This window comes from Saccharothrix saharensis, assembly GCF_006716745.1.
In the GTDB taxonomy this organism is placed as follows: Bacteria; Actinomycetota; Actinomycetes; order Mycobacteriales; family Pseudonocardiaceae; genus Actinosynnema; species Actinosynnema saharense.
The window spans coordinates 1,522,274-1,539,026 of record NZ_VFPP01000001.1 but is presented as its reverse complement, the minus strand read 5'-3'; the positions used below and the strand labels follow the sequence as shown (position 1 = coordinate 1,539,026).

At 72.2% G+C, this 16,753-nt stretch carries 22 protein-coding genes; 14 read left to right on the top strand and 8 right to left on the bottom strand.

Features of this window, described 5'->3' with window-relative positions; translation table 11 throughout:
• Positions 1-26 precede the first annotated feature (26 nt).
• The gene (locus FHX81_RS06035; protein WP_211363391.1) at positions 27-539 is read left to right on the top strand and encodes a flavodoxin family protein; all 513 of its coding nucleotides are present in this window, start codon (positions 27-29) and stop codon (positions 537-539) included.
• A 161-nt stretch (positions 540-700) separates the two neighbouring features.
• Positions 701-1,315, top strand: a complete 615-nt coding sequence (locus tag FHX81_RS06030) for a CBS domain-containing protein (RefSeq protein WP_170231950.1) — start codon at positions 701-703, stop codon at positions 1,313-1,315.
• A 96-nt stretch (positions 1,316-1,411) separates the two neighbouring features.
• Here the strand turns inward: FHX81_RS06030 and FHX81_RS06025 are convergent, their stop codons facing one another.
• Entirely contained in the window at positions 1,412-1,894 is a 483-nt protein-coding gene (locus FHX81_RS06025; protein ID WP_141975852.1) for a DUF6544 family protein, read from the bottom strand.
• An 18-nt stretch (positions 1,895-1,912) separates the two neighbouring features.
• On the opposite strand from FHX81_RS06025, the gene FHX81_RS06020 reads away from it, so the two are divergent.
• Together FHX81_RS06020 and FHX81_RS06015 are read left to right on the top strand one after the other, a co-directional pair.
• On the top strand, positions 1,913-2,110 hold the full coding sequence (locus FHX81_RS06020; RefSeq protein ID WP_141975849.1) for a hypothetical protein: 198 nt from the start codon (positions 1,913-1,915) through the stop codon (positions 2,108-2,110).
• Between the two features lie 6 nt (positions 2,111-2,116).
• Positions 2,117-3,289, top strand: a complete 1,173-nt coding sequence (locus FHX81_RS06015) for a cation:proton antiporter (protein WP_141975847.1) — start codon at positions 2,117-2,119, stop codon at positions 3,287-3,289.
• Between the two features lie 70 nt (positions 3,290-3,359).
• Here the strand turns inward: FHX81_RS06015 and FHX81_RS06010 are convergent, their stop codons facing one another.
• The 4 genes from FHX81_RS06010 to FHX81_RS05995 form a co-directional block, all read right to left on the bottom strand.
• A complete protein-coding gene (locus tag FHX81_RS06010) occupies positions 3,360-3,863 on the bottom strand; it encodes a DoxX family membrane protein (RefSeq protein WP_246108231.1) in 504 nt (167 codons plus the stop codon).
• Between the two features lie 736 nt (positions 3,864-4,599).
• Positions 4,600-4,863, bottom strand: a complete 264-nt coding sequence (locus tag FHX81_RS06005; protein ID WP_246107656.1) for a DUF4342 domain-containing protein — start codon at positions 4,861-4,863, stop codon at positions 4,600-4,602.
• 18 nt (positions 4,864-4,881) lie between these two features.
• The gene (locus tag FHX81_RS06000) at positions 4,882-5,151 is read right to left on the bottom strand and encodes a DUF1876 domain-containing protein (RefSeq protein ID WP_141975845.1); all 270 of its coding nucleotides are present in this window, start codon (positions 5,149-5,151) and stop codon (positions 4,882-4,884) included.
• Between the two features lie 29 nt (positions 5,152-5,180).
• Entirely contained in the window at positions 5,181-5,384 is a 204-nt protein-coding gene (locus tag FHX81_RS05995; RefSeq protein ID WP_141975843.1) for a DUF7455 domain-containing protein, read from the bottom strand.
• Positions 5,385-5,521: 137 nt separating this feature from the next.
• On the opposite strand from FHX81_RS05995, the gene FHX81_RS41170 reads away from it, so the two are divergent.
• Entirely contained in the window at positions 5,522-6,088 is a 567-nt protein-coding gene (locus tag FHX81_RS41170) for a DUF1918 domain-containing protein (RefSeq protein ID WP_211363390.1), read from the top strand.
• A gap of 6 nt (positions 6,089-6,094) precedes the next feature.
• Here the strand turns inward: FHX81_RS41170 and FHX81_RS05985 are convergent, their stop codons facing one another.
• Positions 6,095-6,466, bottom strand: a complete 372-nt coding sequence (locus tag FHX81_RS05985; RefSeq protein WP_141975841.1) for a hypothetical protein — start codon at positions 6,464-6,466, stop codon at positions 6,095-6,097.
• Positions 6,467-6,757: 291 nt separating this feature from the next.
• Between FHX81_RS05985 and FHX81_RS41860 the strand changes: the two genes are divergently transcribed.
• The 9 genes from FHX81_RS41860 to FHX81_RS41160 all read left to right on the top strand — a co-directional run bounded on the left by FHX81_RS41860 (position 6,758) and on the right by FHX81_RS41160 (position 14,252).
• Positions 6,758-7,063: a CBS domain-containing protein gene (locus FHX81_RS41860; protein WP_246107655.1), complete on the top strand. Its 306-nt coding sequence runs from the start codon at positions 6,758-6,760 to the stop codon at positions 7,061-7,063.
• The gene (locus FHX81_RS41855) at positions 7,063-7,347 is read left to right on the top strand and encodes a hypothetical protein (RefSeq protein ID WP_246107654.1); all 285 of its coding nucleotides are present in this window, start codon (positions 7,063-7,065) and stop codon (positions 7,345-7,347) included. The genes FHX81_RS41860 and FHX81_RS41855 overlap by 1 nt, the downstream gene beginning before the upstream one ends.
• 130 nt (positions 7,348-7,477) lie before the next feature.
• Positions 7,478-7,888 (top strand): hypothetical protein, encoded by a 411-nt coding sequence (locus FHX81_RS05975; RefSeq protein ID WP_141975839.1) that lies wholly within the window; start codon positions 7,478-7,480, stop codon positions 7,886-7,888.
• Positions 7,885-9,261, top strand: coding sequence for a DUF4389 domain-containing protein (locus tag FHX81_RS05970; RefSeq protein WP_141975837.1), 1,377 nt, complete (start codon positions 7,885-7,887; stop codon positions 9,259-9,261). Before FHX81_RS05975 ends, FHX81_RS05970 begins: the two co-directional genes overlap by 4 nt.
• Complete coding sequence (locus FHX81_RS05965) at positions 9,254-9,934, top strand: CBS domain-containing protein (RefSeq protein ID WP_141975835.1); 681 nt, start codon at positions 9,254-9,256, stop codon at positions 9,932-9,934. The genes FHX81_RS05970 and FHX81_RS05965 overlap by 8 nt, the downstream gene beginning before the upstream one ends.
• The gene (locus tag FHX81_RS05960; RefSeq protein ID WP_246107653.1) at positions 9,931-12,471 is read left to right on the top strand and encodes a cation-translocating P-type ATPase; all 2,541 of its coding nucleotides are present in this window, start codon (positions 9,931-9,933) and stop codon (positions 12,469-12,471) included. Before FHX81_RS05965 ends, FHX81_RS05960 begins: the two co-directional genes overlap by 4 nt.
• Positions 12,468-13,319: a universal stress protein gene (locus FHX81_RS05955; RefSeq protein WP_141975833.1), complete on the top strand. Its 852-nt coding sequence runs from the start codon at positions 12,468-12,470 to the stop codon at positions 13,317-13,319. The genes FHX81_RS05960 and FHX81_RS05955 overlap by 4 nt, the downstream gene beginning before the upstream one ends.
• Before the next feature lie 245 nt (positions 13,320-13,564).
• A complete protein-coding gene (locus FHX81_RS41165) occupies positions 13,565-13,867 on the top strand; it encodes a hypothetical protein (RefSeq protein ID WP_211363389.1) in 303 nt (100 codons plus the stop codon).
• A 46-nt stretch (positions 13,868-13,913) separates the two neighbouring features.
• A complete protein-coding gene (locus tag FHX81_RS41160) occupies positions 13,914-14,252 on the top strand; it encodes an ABC transporter permease (protein ID WP_211363388.1) in 339 nt (112 codons plus the stop codon).
• A gap of 99 nt (positions 14,253-14,351) precedes the next feature.
• On the opposite strand, the gene ispH is transcribed toward FHX81_RS41160, so the two are convergent.
• Together ispH and FHX81_RS05940 are read right to left on the bottom strand one after the other, a co-directional pair.
• On the bottom strand, positions 14,352-15,290 hold the full coding sequence (gene ispH / locus FHX81_RS05945) for a 4-hydroxy-3-methylbut-2-enyl diphosphate reductase (RefSeq protein WP_141975831.1): 939 nt from the start codon (positions 15,288-15,290) through the stop codon (positions 14,352-14,354).
• A 404-nt stretch (positions 15,291-15,694) separates the two neighbouring features.
• Positions 15,695-16,735, bottom strand: a complete 1,041-nt coding sequence (locus FHX81_RS05940) for a family 2 encapsulin nanocompartment cargo protein polyprenyl transferase (RefSeq protein WP_141975829.1) — start codon at positions 16,733-16,735, stop codon at positions 15,695-15,697.
• Between the last annotated feature and the right edge of the window lie 18 nt (positions 16,736-16,753).

Sequence of the window (16,753 nt, the reverse complement as noted above, 5' to 3'; positions counted from 1 at the left end):
GGTGACGATGGAGGGCGGTACCGACGATGGCACGGGCACTCGTGGTCTTCGAATCCATGTTCGGCAACACCGAAGCGGTCGCCGAGGCGGTGCGCGCGGGCTTGGCGGAAGGCAGGCAGGTCGACGTCGTGGAGGTCGGGGAGGCACCGGACGTGCTGCCCGGTGACGTCGACCTGCTCGTGGTCGGCGCGCCGACGCACGCGTTCGGCCTCAGTCGGGCCTCCACTCGCGAGTCGGCGGCCGACCAGGCGACCGGCGAGCTGGTGTCGCGGGGTCGCGGCGTGCGGGAGTGGCTTGACGCGCTCGCACCCGCCGACCGACCCGTCAGCGCCGTCGCGTTCGACACCAGGGTCAAGGTGGGATGGCTGCCGGGCTCGGCGGCCAAGGCGATCGCGAAGCGCCTGCGCCGCCTGCGCTTCGCCGCCGCCGGCGCGCCGATGTCGTTCTACGTGGGAGGCACCCCCGGACCCCTGTCGGACGGTGAGATCGACCGTGCGAGGACCTGGGCCAAGGGCATCCGCGCCACGAGCCGGGCGTGATCTGCCCGGTCGTCCGGGGTGACATGCCCCGACCGCCGCCGGCGGTTTCCGGCCCTGCGCGGCGGGTACCGAACTTCGGAGGACACAACCGGCGTGGGGTGACCGCCCACTGCGCGCCGAGCCGCACTGCCGGAGAACCGCCGGACCAGGGGACGATCGCGATGAAGGCCCAGGACTTGATGACCCGCGCCGTGGTGACCGCACAGCCCGGCATGGCGGCCAAGGACGCCGCGCGACTGCTGGTGGAGCACGGCTTCACCACGCTGCCGGTGGTCGACGGCCGCGACCGCCTGGTCGGCGTGGTCGCGGAGGCGGACCTGCTGCGCAACCGCATCCTGCCCGACCCGCGGACCTTCGTGCACGGACAGCCGCCAGAACCGCTCGCACCGGCGTCGACAACCGTCGCGGAGGTCATGGTGACCGACGTGGTCGCGGTCGACCCGCGGATGCACGTGGCTGAGCTGAGCAAGCTCATGCTGGACAAGCACCTGCGCACCGTCCCGATCGTGCGGGACGGGGTCCTCGTCGGCGTCGTCAGCAGGCGCGACCTCCTGCGCATGATCGCCAGGAACGACGACGTCATCGCGACGGACGTGCGGCGCCAGCTCTCCGTCGCGGCGGGGCGCATCCCGTGGCGGATCTCAGTCACCCGAGGGGTGGTCACACTGGCGGGTGAAGGTGCTGACGATGTGGAACGTCACGTAGCCACGGTGGTGGCCGGTGCGGTGGCAGGAGTGGTCGGCGTCGAGGTGCCGGACCACGACGGCGCAGGGTGATGCGCACCGAGTCCGAGGCCCTCCGGCCGGGAGCGGTGGGTGGGCCGCTCCCGGCCGCGGCAGGCGTACCGCCCGCCCCGCTGGACGAGCGGTACGTCATTCAGGCGCCGTGCTGTAGGTGATGTCCGCGTTCGTGTAGTCGAACTGCGCGTAGGCGAACGGCCCGTCGGGCAGGTGCCGGACCGTCGTGCCGCGACGAGGGCGCATGCGGCCCGCGACCAGGCACCAGCCGTCGACCGGGGTGGACCAGCGGGTCCTGACGAGTCCTTCGGGCAGGTCCGCCCAGCGGTCCTCGGTGGTGAACTCGCGCGGCGCGCCGCGGTCGTCCACGGTGACCTGCGCGAAGACCGCGTTGTCGTGGTAGGTGAGGGTGAGGCCGAAGGTGTGGTCGTCGATCGCGCTCCACTCGACGGGCAGGCACAGCAGCATCGACGGTGCCAGCAGGACGGCGTCGTTGAGAAACGCGACCAGTTCGCCGAGGTCGAACTCGCTGCCTTCACCGTCGGCGACCGGGAACAGGCCCAGCGCGGTGGCGTGCATCCGACCGTGCCCGTCCTTGTAGACGTCCTCTGCCCGCACCGGGACGAGGTGGCCAGCTTGAGGCGCATCCGGAAGTCACGGGTCAGGGCGGTGGCGTCGTTGTGCTGCTCGCTCGTGCAGGCGATCCAGCCCCGGTTCGGGCGCGTCCGGAAGATGCCGACGGAGGTCATCCGCGCGGGTGACGTGCTCGTGGTGATCGGCACGGTCGAGGGCATCGAGGGCGTGCGTCGGATCGTCGAGCTCATGGAGGGCTGACCGCGCGTGCACACGTCACCGGCGCTGCTGCTGGAGCTGGGTGTCATCCTGGTCGTGCTCAGCGCGCTCGGCACGGCCGCTCGTCGGTTCGGGCTCCCGCCGATCCCGTTGTACCTGGTGGCGGGCCTGGCGCTCGGCGAGGGCGGTATCGCACCGGTACCCGCGGCCGGCGGGTTCGTCGAAGCCGGTGCCTCGATCGGTGTCGTGCTGCTCCTGCTCACCCTGGGGCTGGAGTTCTCCACCGCCGAGTTCACCCACGGCCTGCGCCGCCACGTGCCCTCCGCCGGGGTGGACCTCGTGCTGGGCGCGGGGCCCGGCGCGGTCGCCGGGTGGCTGCTCGGCTTCCACCCCGTCGGGATCGTCGCGCTGGCCGGCGCGACCTGGGTGTCGTTTTCGGGCATCATCGCCCGCCTGCTGGGCGACCTGCGCAGGCTGGGCAACCGCGAGACCCCGGCCGTGTTGGCGGTACTGGTGATGGAGGACTTCGCCATGGCCGTCTACCTGCCCGTGCTGGCCGTGCTGGTGGCGGGCGGGACCTGGTGGCAGGCGATGCTGGGCGTCCTGGTCGCGGTGACGGCCGTCGCCGCGGCCTTCCTGCTGGCCCACCGCTTCGGTCATCACGTCAACCGGTGGCTGGCCCACCCCGATGCCGAGCAGTTGATGCTGCGGGTGCTCGGTACGACCCTCGTGGTGGCGGCGGTGGCCGAGTACGTCGACGTCTCCGCCGCCGTGGGCGCCTTCCTCGTCGGCCTCACCGTCACCGGCGAGGCGGCCGAGCGCACCCGGCAGGTGCTGGGGCCGTTGCGCGACCTGTTCGCCGCGGCGTTCTTCCTCTCCATCGGCCTGGCCGTCAGCCTCGCCGACCTGCTGCCCGGTCTCCCGGCGGCGTTGGCGCTGGCCGCCGTCGGGGCGGCGGGCAAGGTCGCCACCGGCTGGTACGCCGCCGGCCGCGACGGGGCCGCTCGCCGGGGTCGACTGCGTGCCGGCACCGCCCTCATCGCCCGCGGCGAGTTCTCCATCGTCATCGTGGGCCTGGTCGGCGCCGTGCAACCCGAACTGGGTCCGCTGGTCACCGCCTACGTGCTGGTCCTGGCCACCACCGGACCGCTGATCACCCGCTGGGCCGGCTCACCGGCCGCGGGCCCACCTCGGCGAGGGTTCCGGCGGACCTCGGTGTGAGCGCCGTGAGCTCCTCATCCGGACGTGCCAGAGCGGGCGGACCGTCGAGGCCCGCCCGCTCCCGCGGTCGTCACCGCAGCCAGGCGTGGTCGCGGACCACCGGCAGGGTCGCCCACCAGCGGCCGAGGCCCCAGGTGGCGCCCGCACCGGCCAACGCGACGGCGATCAGGGCGACGGCGTAGATGACGTGGTAGTCGATGATCGGGTTGGTGGACATGCTGGGTTCGCCGGTCGAGGTGAACTGGGCGAGGGGCCATTCGGCGGCCCACATGAGCAGCATCATCAGGGTTCCCGCGACCGCTGCCGGGCGCAGGCCGATGCCCGCCATGACCGCGATGCCGATGGCGAGCAGGCCGAGCATGAACAGCCAGTCGGCCCACCAGGCACCGGCCCAGGCGTGGAAGGTGGACTCGAACGGGCCGACCGCGACGCGGCTGAGGAAGCCCTTGGTGGGCGACCCGCCGTTGACCCAGGCGTTGGCCGCCTTGGTGGCGTAACCCAGCCCGAACAACTTGTCGAAGAACGCCCACAGGAACACGAACCCGGTCGTGATCCGCAGGACCGCCAGCGCCATCGCGCCGGTGTCGGCACGCGTGGCCGTCGTGGTGGTCGAGCGGGCGGTGGCCCCGGTCGTGGCGCCGGAGTGGCTGATCGCTGTCATGGCTTCTCTCCTCGTGTTCCGGTCTTCGCCATGAGCTTCGCGTCGATGCCGGCTGTGCGACGCGGTCCAAGGTCCCTGATCGACCGGGACGTCCGGCGCCACCAACGCGTGCAGCAGCTTGACGACCTGGACCACGAGGGCGATGGACACGGCGACGAGCACGATGGTCAGCGTCGCGCGTGCGATCGTCGTCCACGGGATCTCCGCGTCCTGTAGGCGGAACGGCCACACCGCCGACATGGAGGTCAGCGCGGCCAGCGCCGCCGTCGTCGTCAGCACGTCACCGAGCAGGACCAGCCTCCGTCCGGGGAACAGCGAGCAGGTGGTGTTGACGACGACCCCGACGACCAGACCCGCGTTGACCCACACCACCACGTCGACCGCGTCTTCGGTGAGGAACGGAACGGCCCGCCATCCCGGTGAGACGTTGATCAGGACCACCAAGACCACGTCGACCACTCCGCCGACCAGGTAACCGAAACGCGGCCCTGTCGTGACGGACGGTCGGATCGATGTGCTCGTCATCGTCTCCTCCACCGGGTCGGTGTCGCTGTCCCTTCATCGTCGGGTGCCGATCGGGTCGCGGGCAGGGGCGGAAGACCACGGCAGGGCGGGACCGGAGTCCCGCCCTGCCGTGGTCTTCCCGTGATCAGGTCTGCGGTGGCTCGTGACGCTCGACGTCGATCGACCATTCGCTCGCGAGGGCCGCGATCGCCGCGACCGCGGTCACGACGGGGGCGACCACCGCGGCGACGACCCCAGCCGTCACGGGGATCTCCATCACGGTGTGCCCCTTGTCGTCCTTGATGACGAGACGCCGGACGTTGCCCTCGTGCAGCAGCTCCCTGACCTTCCGCACCAGCGCTTCCCCGCGCAGGCGCGTCATCGTGCCGGCTGCCAACTGCTCGGTCATGTCGAACCTCCGTTCCGGTCACCTGGTCAGGTGCGCCGGCCTGTGGGTGACGTCCTCGATATCGGTCGTCGCCGCGTCGAGGAGCTGGTGCGCGAGGTCGGACAGCGCCCTCGCCGTGGCGAGTTCGTCGCCGATCTCGGGGATGTTGGTGTCGGCGGGGTTCAGCCTCGCGGTGCCGACACCGACCAGGTGGGTGTCGTCCCGTGCGTGCAGGCGCGCCTTCGCTCTGGTCTTGTCGTCGTGCTCATCGATGGTGATGTCGACGCTCCACTGCTTGGTCTCTCCCATAGGTCCTCCTCCACTCGGGTGGCCGGTGGTCAGCTGTCGCGGACGTCGACGTGGTGCTCGATCCTCACGGCGACGCGCTCCAGCGCGGCTCGGTGCCGGCGTTCGTGGTGGTCGCAGAACGTCAACTGCCCGTCTTCCAGCACCACGCGCACCCAGGCACGCGCACCGCACCGGTCGCACCGGTCGACTACGGGGTTCAAGGCGGTCGTGATCGTGTCGAGCGCGATGGTCATCGCGGGCTCCTCGTCTTCTCGTCCACCAGCATTCCCACCCCTGGTGGAGCGGTACAGGGACCTTCGACCCGCGCCGGTCGGGATCCGGGTCCACGCACGAGCACCGGCCGGTCGGGACCTCCGGCCCTGGGGGCATCGTGTCGCCGGTCGAAGCTGGACGAGCACGGCTTGCTCGCGACGTCGGAATCCTCGTCGCGCGAGTCGCTGCTGCTGCTCGTACCTTCCGCACGCCGGCGACGGTCTCGAAAGCACCGGCGGGCACCGGCTCGGCGAAGTCGAACGTCAACGCCCGCAACGCCCACCTGTTCGACCTCCGACAGCACGTGCCAGGAGAACAGCGCGGTCCCGCCGTCGGCGACGAATTCGCGCAGGTGGGCGTGGAACTCGCGCTGAGCCATCGGGTCCAGGCCACTGGCGGGCTCCCGCCGTCTGCCCAATCCCCGATCTTTGTCGGTCAGGCGACCGTCGTGGTGAAGGCACGAGTCGGTGACTGGGTGGTGGTGGAGGGTGTCACCTTGAATGCGTCCACGCGCCGTGGCCAGGTGGTTGAACTGCGGCACGCCGACGGCTCACCGCCCTACCCGGTGCACTGGGTGGACAGCGACATGAGGACGCTGGTGTTTCCCGGTCCGGACGCCCATGTGGTGAGCGCCGAGGAGGAGGCACGCCGCGCGGCTGCGGCGGTTGACGCGACGGCGCGATGAGATCGGTCACCGCCGGCTGTCCTGGGCGTTGGCGAGGCTGGCGCGGCAGCAGCGCACCAGTTGGCGGGTGGCGGGGCCGTCCGGGGTGCGCAGGCAGCGCTGGCAGCGGACGGTGACCGTGCCGGTGAGTTCGTCGACGCTGACGGATGCGGGGCACTGGCAGTCGCGGCACCAGCGGTGGCCGGTCACGGCGATGACGTGTGCCTGGGAGTGCACGCATTGGTGCAGCCAGCGGCGGTGGATGCGGCAGCTGATGCGTTCGAGCGGGTTGAACCCGGTTTCCTCGGCGTCGTCCTCGGCGGTCAGCACGGCGGCGAGCTTCCGGTCGCGCACCCCGGCGTAGGCGTCGTGTCGGGCGGTCGTCAGCAGCGTGGACATGGTCGGCTCCGTGGTTTCACGTTCAGGTGTCCACTGTCCGTCGCCTCACCACCCGTCCGACACGCCACGAGGGCATCAATCCAGGTGGGTCCTGAGCAGCGCCCTCCGTGTAGGTAGGGCCCTGGGGTGTTCGGGACCAAGTGCTCCGGTGGCGCGCCGTTCGCGCCGCACTCGACGCCGGCACTGCGCACGATCCGCCGTTGGGCCCTGACCGGCCGGGACCATTGACCGCTGTCACGAGAACAACGCCTTCCTAACGTCGGAGACCTCCTACGACGAAGGAGGTGCGCCGTGCGAGCACGGGACTTCATGACCAGCCCGGTCATCACGGTGACCGCGAACGTGCCGATCCGGGTGGCGGCGGCGTTGATGGCGTCGCACGGGTTCACGGCGCTGCCCGTGGTCGACGGTGACCGGCGACTCATCGGCATCGTCACCGACACCGACCTGCTGCGCGGCCGGTACGCCGACAGCGACCCCGGTGACACCCCGGTGGGTGACGTGTTGACCACACCGGTCCTCGGGATGGACTCCTCCGCGCCGGACCGCTGCATCGCGGGCGTGATGGTCGACGGCGGGGTCCGCTGCGGCCGATAGTGGACGGCTCCCAGCTGGTCGGCGTCGTGACGCGGCACGACCTGGTGCGGGCGCTGGCGCGCACGGACGCCTCCATCGCGGTCGACGTGCGGGACTGCCTCGACGCCTACGACCCGAACGGCCGCTGGTCGGTGACCGTCCGGGACGGCCACGTCGACATCGGCACGGTGTTCGCCGACGAGGAGTCGTGCGAGGTCGTCGTCGCCCTGGCCGAGGCGGTGCGCGGCGTCGTGAGCGCCGGCGTGCACGTGGCGGCCTCCGGGGACGCGGCGGAGAACCGATGACGACCGCCACCCGCCGCTCAGGGTCGTAGGTCCCGGCTGATCGGGGACCGTCGCGGCGACCAACGACCCTGTGGACCCAACAGGGATCGGACCAGCCTGAGAACCACCGGAGCGGACGAGGAGGACGGACATGGATACGCGGTCTCCTACCGCACGACCGGCGCACCGCTCTCCCCAGGAGCACGATCGCGTCGCGGCACTCGCGTCCCTCGCCGTGAGCCTGGTCGGGCTGCCGGTCACCGCGGTGGTCGACGCGGAGGTGTACGCCGCGCAAGCCGCGCGGATCGAAGCCGCCTGGTCCGTCAGGTCCGTCACCGATCGGCCACGCGCCGTGCGGACACCGCGGATCGACCACCCACCGCTCACCGCGGAGAGCGCGGTCGCGGTGGTCGCCGCCGTCGCGATGGGCTCGTGGATCGCGCTCGGCGGCGCGGTGGCGCTCGGGTACGTGCTGGTCCGGTCGGCGCAGGCCCGGTTGCGGAGCCGTGTGCCGAACACCTTGTGGGCTGCAGTCGAGCCCGGTTGGAGGAAGTCGCCATGACCACCTATCCCGTTCGTGTGCAGGGCAGGTTCGACCCGGCCCTCAACCGCTGGTTGTGGCTGGTCAAGTGGCTGCTGGTGATCCCGCACCACGTCGTTCTGGCCTTCCTCTGGTTGGCGTTCGGCGTGGTGGGGGTGTTCGCGTTCGTCACGATCCTGGTGACCGGCCGCTACCCGCGTCCGCTGTTCGACTTCGCGCTCGGCGTGCTGCGCTGGACGTGGCGGGTGGCGTACTACTCGTTCGGGGCGCTGGCGACCGACCGGTACCCGCCGTTCAGCCTGGGGGAGGAACCCGACTACCCGGCGACGCTCGACATCGCCTACCCCGAGCGGCTCTCGCGCGGTCTGGTGCTGGTCAAGTGGCTGCTGGCCGTCCCGCACCTGGTCATCGTCGCGATCTTCCTCGGCGGTGGCGGCTACTTGGCCTTCCGGGCCGGGGAGTGGGCGTACAGCCCGGCCGGCGGCCTGGTCGGCCTGCTCGTGCTGATCGCGGGTGTGGTGCTGCTGTTCACCGGCCACTACCCGCGTGGTGTGTTCGACTTCGTGCTGGGCATGGACCGCTGGGCGTTGCGCGTCGCGGCCTACGTGGGCCTGATGACCGACGCCTACCCGCCGTTCCGGTTCGACACCGGTGGCGACGAACCAGGCGCCGCCACCCTCGACGCACCGCCTCCGCCCGCCCCGTCGCGCGGCACGGCGGGCAGGGTCGTCCCGGCGGTGATCGGTGTCCTGCTGCTCCTGGTGGGCACCGGGCTCTCGGCGGCCGGCGCGCTCGGGCTGTGGGCCGACCAGACCCAGCGCGACGCGACCGGCGCGGTCACCGCACCCGCGCAGGTCGTGCGCAGCACCGGCTACGCGGTGGAACTCGGGACCGCCGAACTGAACTGGACCGAGGCCGGCTGGACGGTCGGCGACGACTGGCTCGGCGCGATCGGCCTGCGGGTCGACCCCGACGCGTTCGTCGGCATCGGTCCCACCGCCGACGTCGCCCGCTACCTGGCCGGTGTCGACCGCGACCGCGTGACCGGCTTCGGCGACCAGGCGCTCTACCAGCACAGCGCGGGCACCGCGCCCACCAGCCCGCCGCACGCCCAGCCGTTCTGGGCGGCCGCCGGCTACGGCTCGCTCACCTGGACCGCACAGCCCGGCGACTGGACCGCGGTGGTGATGAACGCCGACGGCTCGCGCACGGTCGACACGACCGTCGTGGCCACCGCGACCCTCCCGGCACTCGCCCCGGCGGCGTGGACGGCGCTCGGCGTCGGCGCGCTCCTGCTGTTCCTCGGCGGTGGGCTGGTGCTCTTCGCCGCGACCCGACCAACCCGACCGACCACACCCGCCCGGACCACGATCGGAGCAGAGAGCCATGCGTGAACCCGAGGTCGCCTCGCTGATGACCCGCGAGGTGGTGAAGATCCGCATCGGCACCCCGTTCAAGGAGATCGCCGCCGTCCTGACCGACGGCGCTTTCAGCGCCGTGCCCGTGGTGGACACCGACGACCGGCCGATCGGCGTGGTCTCGGAAGCCGACCTGCTGCCCAAGGAGGAGTACCGGGGAGGCACCGAACCCGGCCCTTCCGCATTCGCCCGTCGCGAGACCAAGCAGCGCTGGCGCCAAGCGCACGGCGTGACCGCGGCCGACGTGATGACCACCCCGGTCACCACGATCGGACCGGACGAGCCGGCGAGCGCCGCCGCGCACAAGCTGGCTGTGGAGGGCGTGCGCCGACTGTTCGTCGTGGACACCGACGGCAGGCTGGTCGGCGTCCTGTCCCGCCGGGACCTGCTGAAGGTGTTCCTGCGCAGCGACGAGGACCTGCGCCGCACCGTCGTGCACGAGGTCCTGCAGCGGACGCTGTGGGTCGAGCCCACCGCGGTCGAGGTCGAGGTGGTCGACGGCGTGGTCACGCTGCGCGGCAACGTCGAACGCCGCAGCGAAGCCGACATCGCGTACCGCCTCACCCTGGCCGTGCCGGGCGTGGTCGACGTCCACAACCACCTGTCCCACGGCTGGGACGACACCGACACCAGCTACCGGATCGGGTGACGACGGTGCTGGACGCGGCGGCACGCACCACGGGCGGCCTGACCTCGGCCGAGGCCGCCCGGCGGCTGCGCGAGAACGGCCCGAACGTGCTTCCCGCCGGTGGTGGGGCGCACCCGGCCGTGCTGCTGCTCAAGCAGTTCGCGCACTTCTTCGCGATCCTGCTGTGGGTGGCCGCCGCACTGGCCCAGGTCGCGGGCATGCCGGCGTTGTCGATCGCGATCGCGCTGGTCGTCGTGCTCAACGGGGTGTTCGCGTTCGCCCAGGAGTACCGGGCCGACCGCGCGGCGCAACGGCTGCGCGACCTCATGCCGACCCGCGCCACCGTCCGCCGCGACGGCACGCCCAAGATGGTCGATGCGGCCGATCTGGTGGTCGGGGACGAGGTCCTGCTCCAGGGCGGCGACCGCGTCTGCGCCGATGCCCGGGTGACGCAGGCCGCCGCGTTGGCGGTGGACGAGTCCATGCTCAGCGGTGAGAGCGTGCCCGTGCACCCGACTCCCGACGACGTCGTGCGGGCGGGCACCTACGTCACGGAGGGTGAGGCGACCGTACTGGTGACGGCCACCGGCTCCCACACCGAGCTCGCCGGCATCGCGTCCCTCACCCGCCACGCGGTCCGGCCGAAGAGCCCGTTGGCCCTGCGGCTGCACCGCGTGGTGACCGTGGTCGGCCTCATCGCGGTCGCCGTGGGCGTGGCGTTCTACGGGTTCGCGATGCTGTTGGGCCTCGACCCGACGGAGGGCTTCCTGTTCGCGGTCGGCGTGACCGTCGCGCTGGTGCCGGAAGGCCTGCTGCCCACCGTGACGCTGTCGCTCGCGCGGGCCGCCCAGGAGATGGCGCACCGCAAGGCGCTCGTGCGGCGGCTGGACGCGGTGGAGACGCTGGGTGCGACCACGTTCATCTGCACGGACAAGACCGGGACGTTGACCCGCAACGAGATGTCCGCGGTGCGGGTGTGGACGCCCGACGGCGAGGTCGTGGTGGACGGGCAGGGCTACGCCCCGACCGGCCGCGTGACCGGTGAACCGGATGCGCTCGCGGCCGTCCGGGTACTCGCGGTGAGTGCCGTTCGCTGCTCGCCGACCGCCCACGCCGAGCACCGCGGCGACCGGTGGCTGCCGGTCGGCGACCCGATGGAGGTGGCCCTGCACGCGCTGGCTGCCCGCGTCGGGGGGAACACCGTGACGCCCGAGGCGACCCGCTTCCCGTTCGACCCGCGCCGCCGCCGATCGTCCGTCGTCGACGCCGACGGCGTGCACGTGACCGGTGCGCCCGACGCGGTGCTGCCGTTGTGCGCACCCGCGCCCGGGGCGAGCGAGGCGGTCGCCGAGCTCGGTGACCGGGGGCTGCGGGTGCTCGCCGTGGCGTGGCGACCCGGCGTCGCCACCGACGCCCCGGACGCCGAACGCGACCTGGTCCTGCTCGGCCTGGTCGCGTTGCAGGACCCGCCGCGCGACGACGTCGCCGACTCGATCGAGCGGTGCCGCGAAGCAGGCATCAAGCTCGCCATGATCACCGGCGACCACCCGGCCACCGCCCGCGCCATCGCCGCCCAGACCGGGCTGCTCGGCCCCGACCGGCTCGTGGTCGAGGGCAAGGACCTGCCCGCCGACGACAAGGCCCTGGGCGAGCTGCTCGACCGCGACGGCGTCGTCGTCGCCCGGGTCACCCCGGAGGACAAGCTCCGCATGGCCCGAGCTCTGCAGCACCGCGGCCACGTCGTGGCCATGACCGGTGACGGGGTCAACGACGGCCCGGCGCTGCGGGCGGCCGACATCGGCGTGGCCATGGGCGCGTCCGGCACCGACGTGGCCCGTGAGGCCGCTGACCTGGTGCTGCTGGACGACCACTTCGGCACCATCGTGGCCGCGGTCGAACTCGGCCGGGCGACGTTCGCCAACATCCGCCGGTTCCTGACCTACCACCTGACCGACAACGTCGCCGAGCTGACGCCGTTCGTGTTCTGGGCGCTGTCAGGCGGCTCGTACCCCCTCGCGCTCAGCGTGCTCCAAGTCCTGGCGCTCGACATCGGCACGGACCTGCTGCCCGCGCTCGCACTCGGCGCGGAGAAGCCCAATCCACGCACCATGGTCGGGCCCGCGCGGACCGGGTCGCTCATCGACCGCTCGGTGCTGGTGCGCGCGTTCGGCGTCCTCGGACCGGCCGAGGCGTTGTCGGCGATGGCGGCGTTCACGCTCGTGCTGCTCGCCGGGGACTGGGACCTCGGCGACCCGGTCCTGCCGGCCACCGCGTCGGGCACCGCGTTCACCGCGATCGTGCTGGGACAGCTGGCCAACGCGTTCGCGTGCCGCAGCGCCACCAAACCGGTGCGGACCCTGCTGGGCAACCGGTTGCTGATCGGCGCGGTGCTGTTCGAACTCGCCGTGCTGGCGGTGTTCCTGTTCGTGCCGCCGCTGCCGGCCCTGCTGGGCGGCAACGCGCCGACCCCGCTGGGCTGGGCGCTGGCGGCGATGACCATCCCGGTCGTCCTGCTCGTGGACGCGGGGCAGAAGTGGATGAGGAGGCGTTCGGCATGAACAAGCCCGTGGTCGTGGGTGTCGACGGTTCGAAGGCGTCGTTCGACGCGGTGCGGTGGGCGACGGAGGAGGCGCGGACCCGCGAGGTGCCGCTGCGGCTCGTGCACGCCGAGTTGCCGTTGCCGGGTGAAGCGCTCGACCCGGACGGGCGGACCCGCAAGGCGCTGCACGACCAGGCGTGGCAGTGGCTGCACGAAGCCGCGGACGTCGCCCGCGAGGTCCACCCCGACGTCCGGCTGGACGTGCACCTGGAAGTCGCCGCCCCGGCGCCGCTGCTGGTGGCCGAGTCGGTCGACGCGGGACTGGTCGTGCTCGGCTCTCGCGGCCTGGGCGGGTTCACCTCGATGCTCCTGGGTTCCACCGCCATCGCGGTGACCAGCCGCGGCGGCTGCCCGGTGGCCGTCGTGCGCGGCGAAGCGCGACCCGGTCCCGTCGTGTGCGGTGTGGACGGCGACAACCCGACCGTGCTGGCCCACGCGTTCGAGCAAGCGTCGGCGCGTGACGCGTCGCTGGTCCTGGTGCACACCTGGCACGCACCACCCGAGCCGCTGGCCGACATGGCCGGGGTCGACTTGTCCGAGCAGGACGCCGAGCACGGCGGGAACCTCGCCGCCGCGGTGGCACCGTGGCGGGACAAGTACCCCGGCGTCCCGCTGGACCTCGTCATCGCCCGCGGCAACCCGGCACGGACCCTGCTCGACCGCGCTCGGGACGCCGCGCTGCTCGTCGTGGGCTGCCGGGGTCGCGGTGCGCTCACCGGCCTGCTGCTGGGATTTACCAGCCACACCCTGCTCCACCACGCCCCGTGCCCGGTGCTGGTCGTGCGTGCCACGGTGGAGGACGTGTGATGCGCGCCCTGGTGGCCTACGCGACGGCCGAGGGTGCGACCGGGGGCGTGGCCCGCCGGATCGGTGCCCGGACCGCGTGCTCGCCACGCCAGGCGTCGAGTCCGGGTTCGGCTGGTACGACGACGCCGTGCTGACCGACGTGCCCGCGATGGAACGGATCTTCGTTCACCGCGACCAGCGGCACGACCGGGGAGCTGGCAGAGGGCTCGATCGAGCTGGACGAGGCGACAGCGACCGCGTTGGGCGTGCGGCAGGGCGACACGGCGACCGTGCAGACGACGAAGGGGGAGCAGCGCGCGTACACCGTGGCGTTCGTGCTGGCCAAGACGACGATGGTGGCGGACTCGGTGTTCCTGCCGCGGTCGGTGGTGGACGAGTCCGCGGTGGCGCGGATCGGGAGCGCGTTCGTGAAGGCCGACGCCGGGGTGGACGCGGCCGGGCTGCGGACCCGCTGGAGCCGCTGTTCGCGGACAACCCGGAAGTGTTCGTGCAGGACCTCGGTTCCTACGCGCGGCAGCAGGCGGCGCAGCCGGACACCGTGCTGCTGATGATCAGGTCCTGCTCGCGCTGGCCGTCCTCGTCGCGGTGCTCGGTGTGATCAACACGTTGGCGCTGTCGGTGATCGAGCGGACGCGTGAGCTGGGGTTGCTGCGGGCGATCGGCATGCGTCGCCCCCAGGTGATGCGGATGATCACCGTCGAGTGGGTGGTGATCTCGGTGTTCGGCGCGCTGCTCGGGCCGGCGGTCGGGGTCGCGCTGGGCGTGGCGGCCGTGCACGCGCTCAAGGACCAGGGCATCACCGACCTCGGCATCCCCTGGGTGCGGCTGGGCAGCTACCTGCTGATCGCCGCCGGCGCCGGCGTGGTGGCCGCGATCCTGCCCGCGATCCGCGCCGCCCGGCTGAACGTGCTGCGGGCGATCTCCTACCAGTGACGCACCACGGTTGATCGCCGACCGTTGATTGCCGGCGCGTGCTTTGCCGGTACGTGCTTCGCCGGTACGCCACGCGGCTTGCGGCCCCGGCCGGTCCACTCAGGACTGCCCGGGGCCCTTCCGCACCGCCGCCGGCAAGGTGAACTGGATCGTCTCCCGGGCCGTCTCGCGCACCTGGACGTCCCACGCCCCCAACGCCTCGATCACCTCGTCCACCAACCACGACGGCGCGGACGCCCCCGCGCTCACCCCGACCACCCGCGCGCCGTCCAACCACTCCGCCCGGATGTCGGACACGCGGTCGACCAGGTGCGCGGACGTGCCCATCCGACGCGCCGTCTCCACCAGCCGCACCGAGTTCGACGAGTTCGCCGACCCCACCACCAGCACCAGGTCCGCGTCCCGCGCCACATCCCGCACCGCCTCCTGCCGGTTCGTCGTGGCGTAGCAGATGTCCGCCGCCGACGGCCCCCGCAACGCCGGGAACTTCTCCCGCAACGCCGCCAACACCTCCGCCGTCTCATCCGCCGCGAGCGTCGTCTGGGTCAGGTACGACACCCTGCCCGGATCCGCCACCTCCAACGCCGCCACGTCCGCGACCGTCTGCACCAGCACGGTCTGCTCGGGCGCCTCCCCGAGCGTGCCCTCGACCTCCTCGTGCCCGGCGTGCCCGATCAACACCACCGTGTCACCACGCGCCGCGTACCGCTTCGCCTCCGCGTGCACCTTCGTCACCAGCGGGCACGTCGCGTCGATCACCTCCAACCCCCGCCGCGCCGCCTCCTCCCGCACCGCCGGCGACACCCCGTGCGCGGAGAACACCACGGTCGCACCGTCCGGCACGGCGTCCAGCTCGTCCACGAACACCGCGCCCCGCGCCTCCAGCTCCGCCACCACGTGGGTGTTGTGCACGATCTGCTTGCGCACGTGGATCGGCCCACCGCGCTGGTCCAGGAGGCGGGCGACGATGTCGATCGCGCGCTCCACCCCGGCGCAGAACGACCGGGGCGACGCCAGCAGCACAACGGGAAAGGCCACGGCACGGCTCCTCGTCAGGTCGGGTCAGGTCAGGGCGTCAGGTCGGGGTGTCTCGGTCAGGGATGCGGATTGGTACGGCGGATCGCGCGAGTCGAGCAGGTGCGGATGCGCGGGTGTGAGTAAGCGAGTGTGGATGGGTGGGTGGGGATGTGGGGTGCGGGTGGTTGGGCGCGGTAGCTGGCTGCCCTGGTGGGCGAGGTGGCTGGCTGCCGTGGTGGGCGAGGTGGCTGGGTCCGGTGGTGGGGGTGGGGGTGAGGGCTTGGCGGGGGGCGGTTGGTTGGCGGCCTCGTTGTTTCAACCGACGTGTGAGCTGCTGGATAACGGCGTTTTTATTGGATCGATGTCGCAGATTCACCCATTAGTGGATCTCCTCCCTCGGAAAAGCGCAGGTCAACGGGCTGTTGTCAGTAGTCGCGTTGGGTGGCGAGGCGGGCGATGGCGGTCAGTTCGTGGGCGGCGCGGGCGGTCGGGGTGGCGGCGTGCAGGTGTTCCTCGGCCTTGGTCAGTAGGTCTTCCGCCCGGCCCCGGCTCCACGCCCGCGCGCCCGACGCCTCGATCAGGTCCGCCGCACGCGCCAGGTCGGCCTGGGTCAACGGCTCCTCGCGGTGGTACAGGGTGTGCAGTTCGTGAGCCGCCGGGGTGTTGGACGCCAGGGCGGCGACAACCGGGAGGGACTTCTTGCGGTTCTGCAAGTCCGAGTAGACCGGTTTGCCGGTGACCTCCGGGTCGCCCCAGATGCCGAGCAGGTCGTCGACGAACTGGAACGCCAGCCCGACCCGGTCGCCGAACGACCGCAGGTGCTCCACCTGGTCCGGCCGCCCGCCGCCGTACAACGCGCCCAACGCGCACGACGCACCCAACAGCGCACCGGTCTTGCACTCGGCCATCCGCACGCACTCCGCCGGCCGCACCTCGGTCCGCTCCTCGAACGCCAGGTCCGCGCTCTGCCCGTCCAACAACCGCTGCACGGCACCGGACAACACCCGGATCGCCTGCTGCGCCCGCGGGTGCCCGCTGCCCGCCAGCACGTCCAGCGCCAACGTCAACAGCGCGTCACCGGCCAGGATCGCCGGGTTGACGCCGAACACGTGCCACGCCGTGGGCCGGTGGCGTCGGGTCGTGTCACCGTCCATCACGTCGTCGTGCAGCAACGAGAAGTTGTGCACCAACTCCACCGCCACCGCCGCGGGCAGGGCCGCGTCCGCCGCGCCGCCGACGGCCTGCGCGCCCAGCAGCACCAGCGCCGGCCGGATCGCCTTGCCCGCGTCCGCACCCGTCGGCCGGCCGTCCTCGTCCCACCACCCGAAGTGGTAGCCCGCGACCGCGCGCATCGAGTCCGGCAGCCGGTCCACCGCGGACCGCAACGCCGGGTCGAGCCCGGCCCGGCTCCAGTCCAGCACCTCGCGCGCGGACCGGTGGTCGAGGCTCACGTCCAGGTCGGTCATCGCCACAACTCCTGTTCG

Excerpts from the sequence above, each read along its gene's own strand:
- FHX81_RS06035 (WP_211363391.1), top strand. The coding sequence starts at position 27 with ATGGCACGGGCACTCGTGGTCTTCGAATCCATGTTCGGCAACACCGAA.
- FHX81_RS06030 (WP_170231950.1), top strand. The coding sequence starts at position 701 with ATGAAGGCCCAGGACTTGATGACCCGCGCCGTGGTGACCGCACAGCCC.
- FHX81_RS06010 (WP_246108231.1), bottom strand. The coding sequence starts at position 3,863 with ATGGCGCTGGCGGTCCTGCGGATCACGACCGGGTTCGTGTTCCTGTGG.
- FHX81_RS06005 (WP_246107656.1), bottom strand. The coding sequence starts at position 4,863 with ATGACCGAGCAGTTGGCAGCCGGCACGATGACGCGCCTGCGCGGGGAA.
- FHX81_RS06000 (WP_141975845.1), bottom strand. The coding sequence starts at position 5,151 with ATGGGAGAGACCAAGCAGTGGAGCGTCGACATCACCATCGATGAGCAC.
- FHX81_RS05995 (WP_141975843.1), bottom strand. The coding sequence starts at position 5,384 with ATGACCATCGCGCTCGACACGATCACGACCGCCTTGAACCCCGTAGTC.
- FHX81_RS05985 (WP_141975841.1), bottom strand. The coding sequence starts at position 6,466 with ATGTCCACGCTGCTGACGACCGCCCGACACGACGCCTACGCCGGGGTG.
- FHX81_RS05975 (WP_141975839.1), top strand. The coding sequence starts at position 7,478 with ATGGATACGCGGTCTCCTACCGCACGACCGGCGCACCGCTCTCCCCAG.
- FHX81_RS05970 (WP_141975837.1), top strand. The coding sequence starts at position 7,885 with ATGACCACCTATCCCGTTCGTGTGCAGGGCAGGTTCGACCCGGCCCTC.
- FHX81_RS05965 (WP_141975835.1), top strand. The coding sequence starts at position 9,254 with ATGCGTGAACCCGAGGTCGCCTCGCTGATGACCCGCGAGGTGGTGAAG.
- FHX81_RS05955 (WP_141975833.1), top strand. The coding sequence starts at position 12,468 with ATGAACAAGCCCGTGGTCGTGGGTGTCGACGGTTCGAAGGCGTCGTTC.
- FHX81_RS05940 (WP_141975829.1), bottom strand. The coding sequence starts at position 16,735 with ATGACCGACCTGGACGTGAGCCTCGACCACCGGTCCGCGCGCGAGGTG.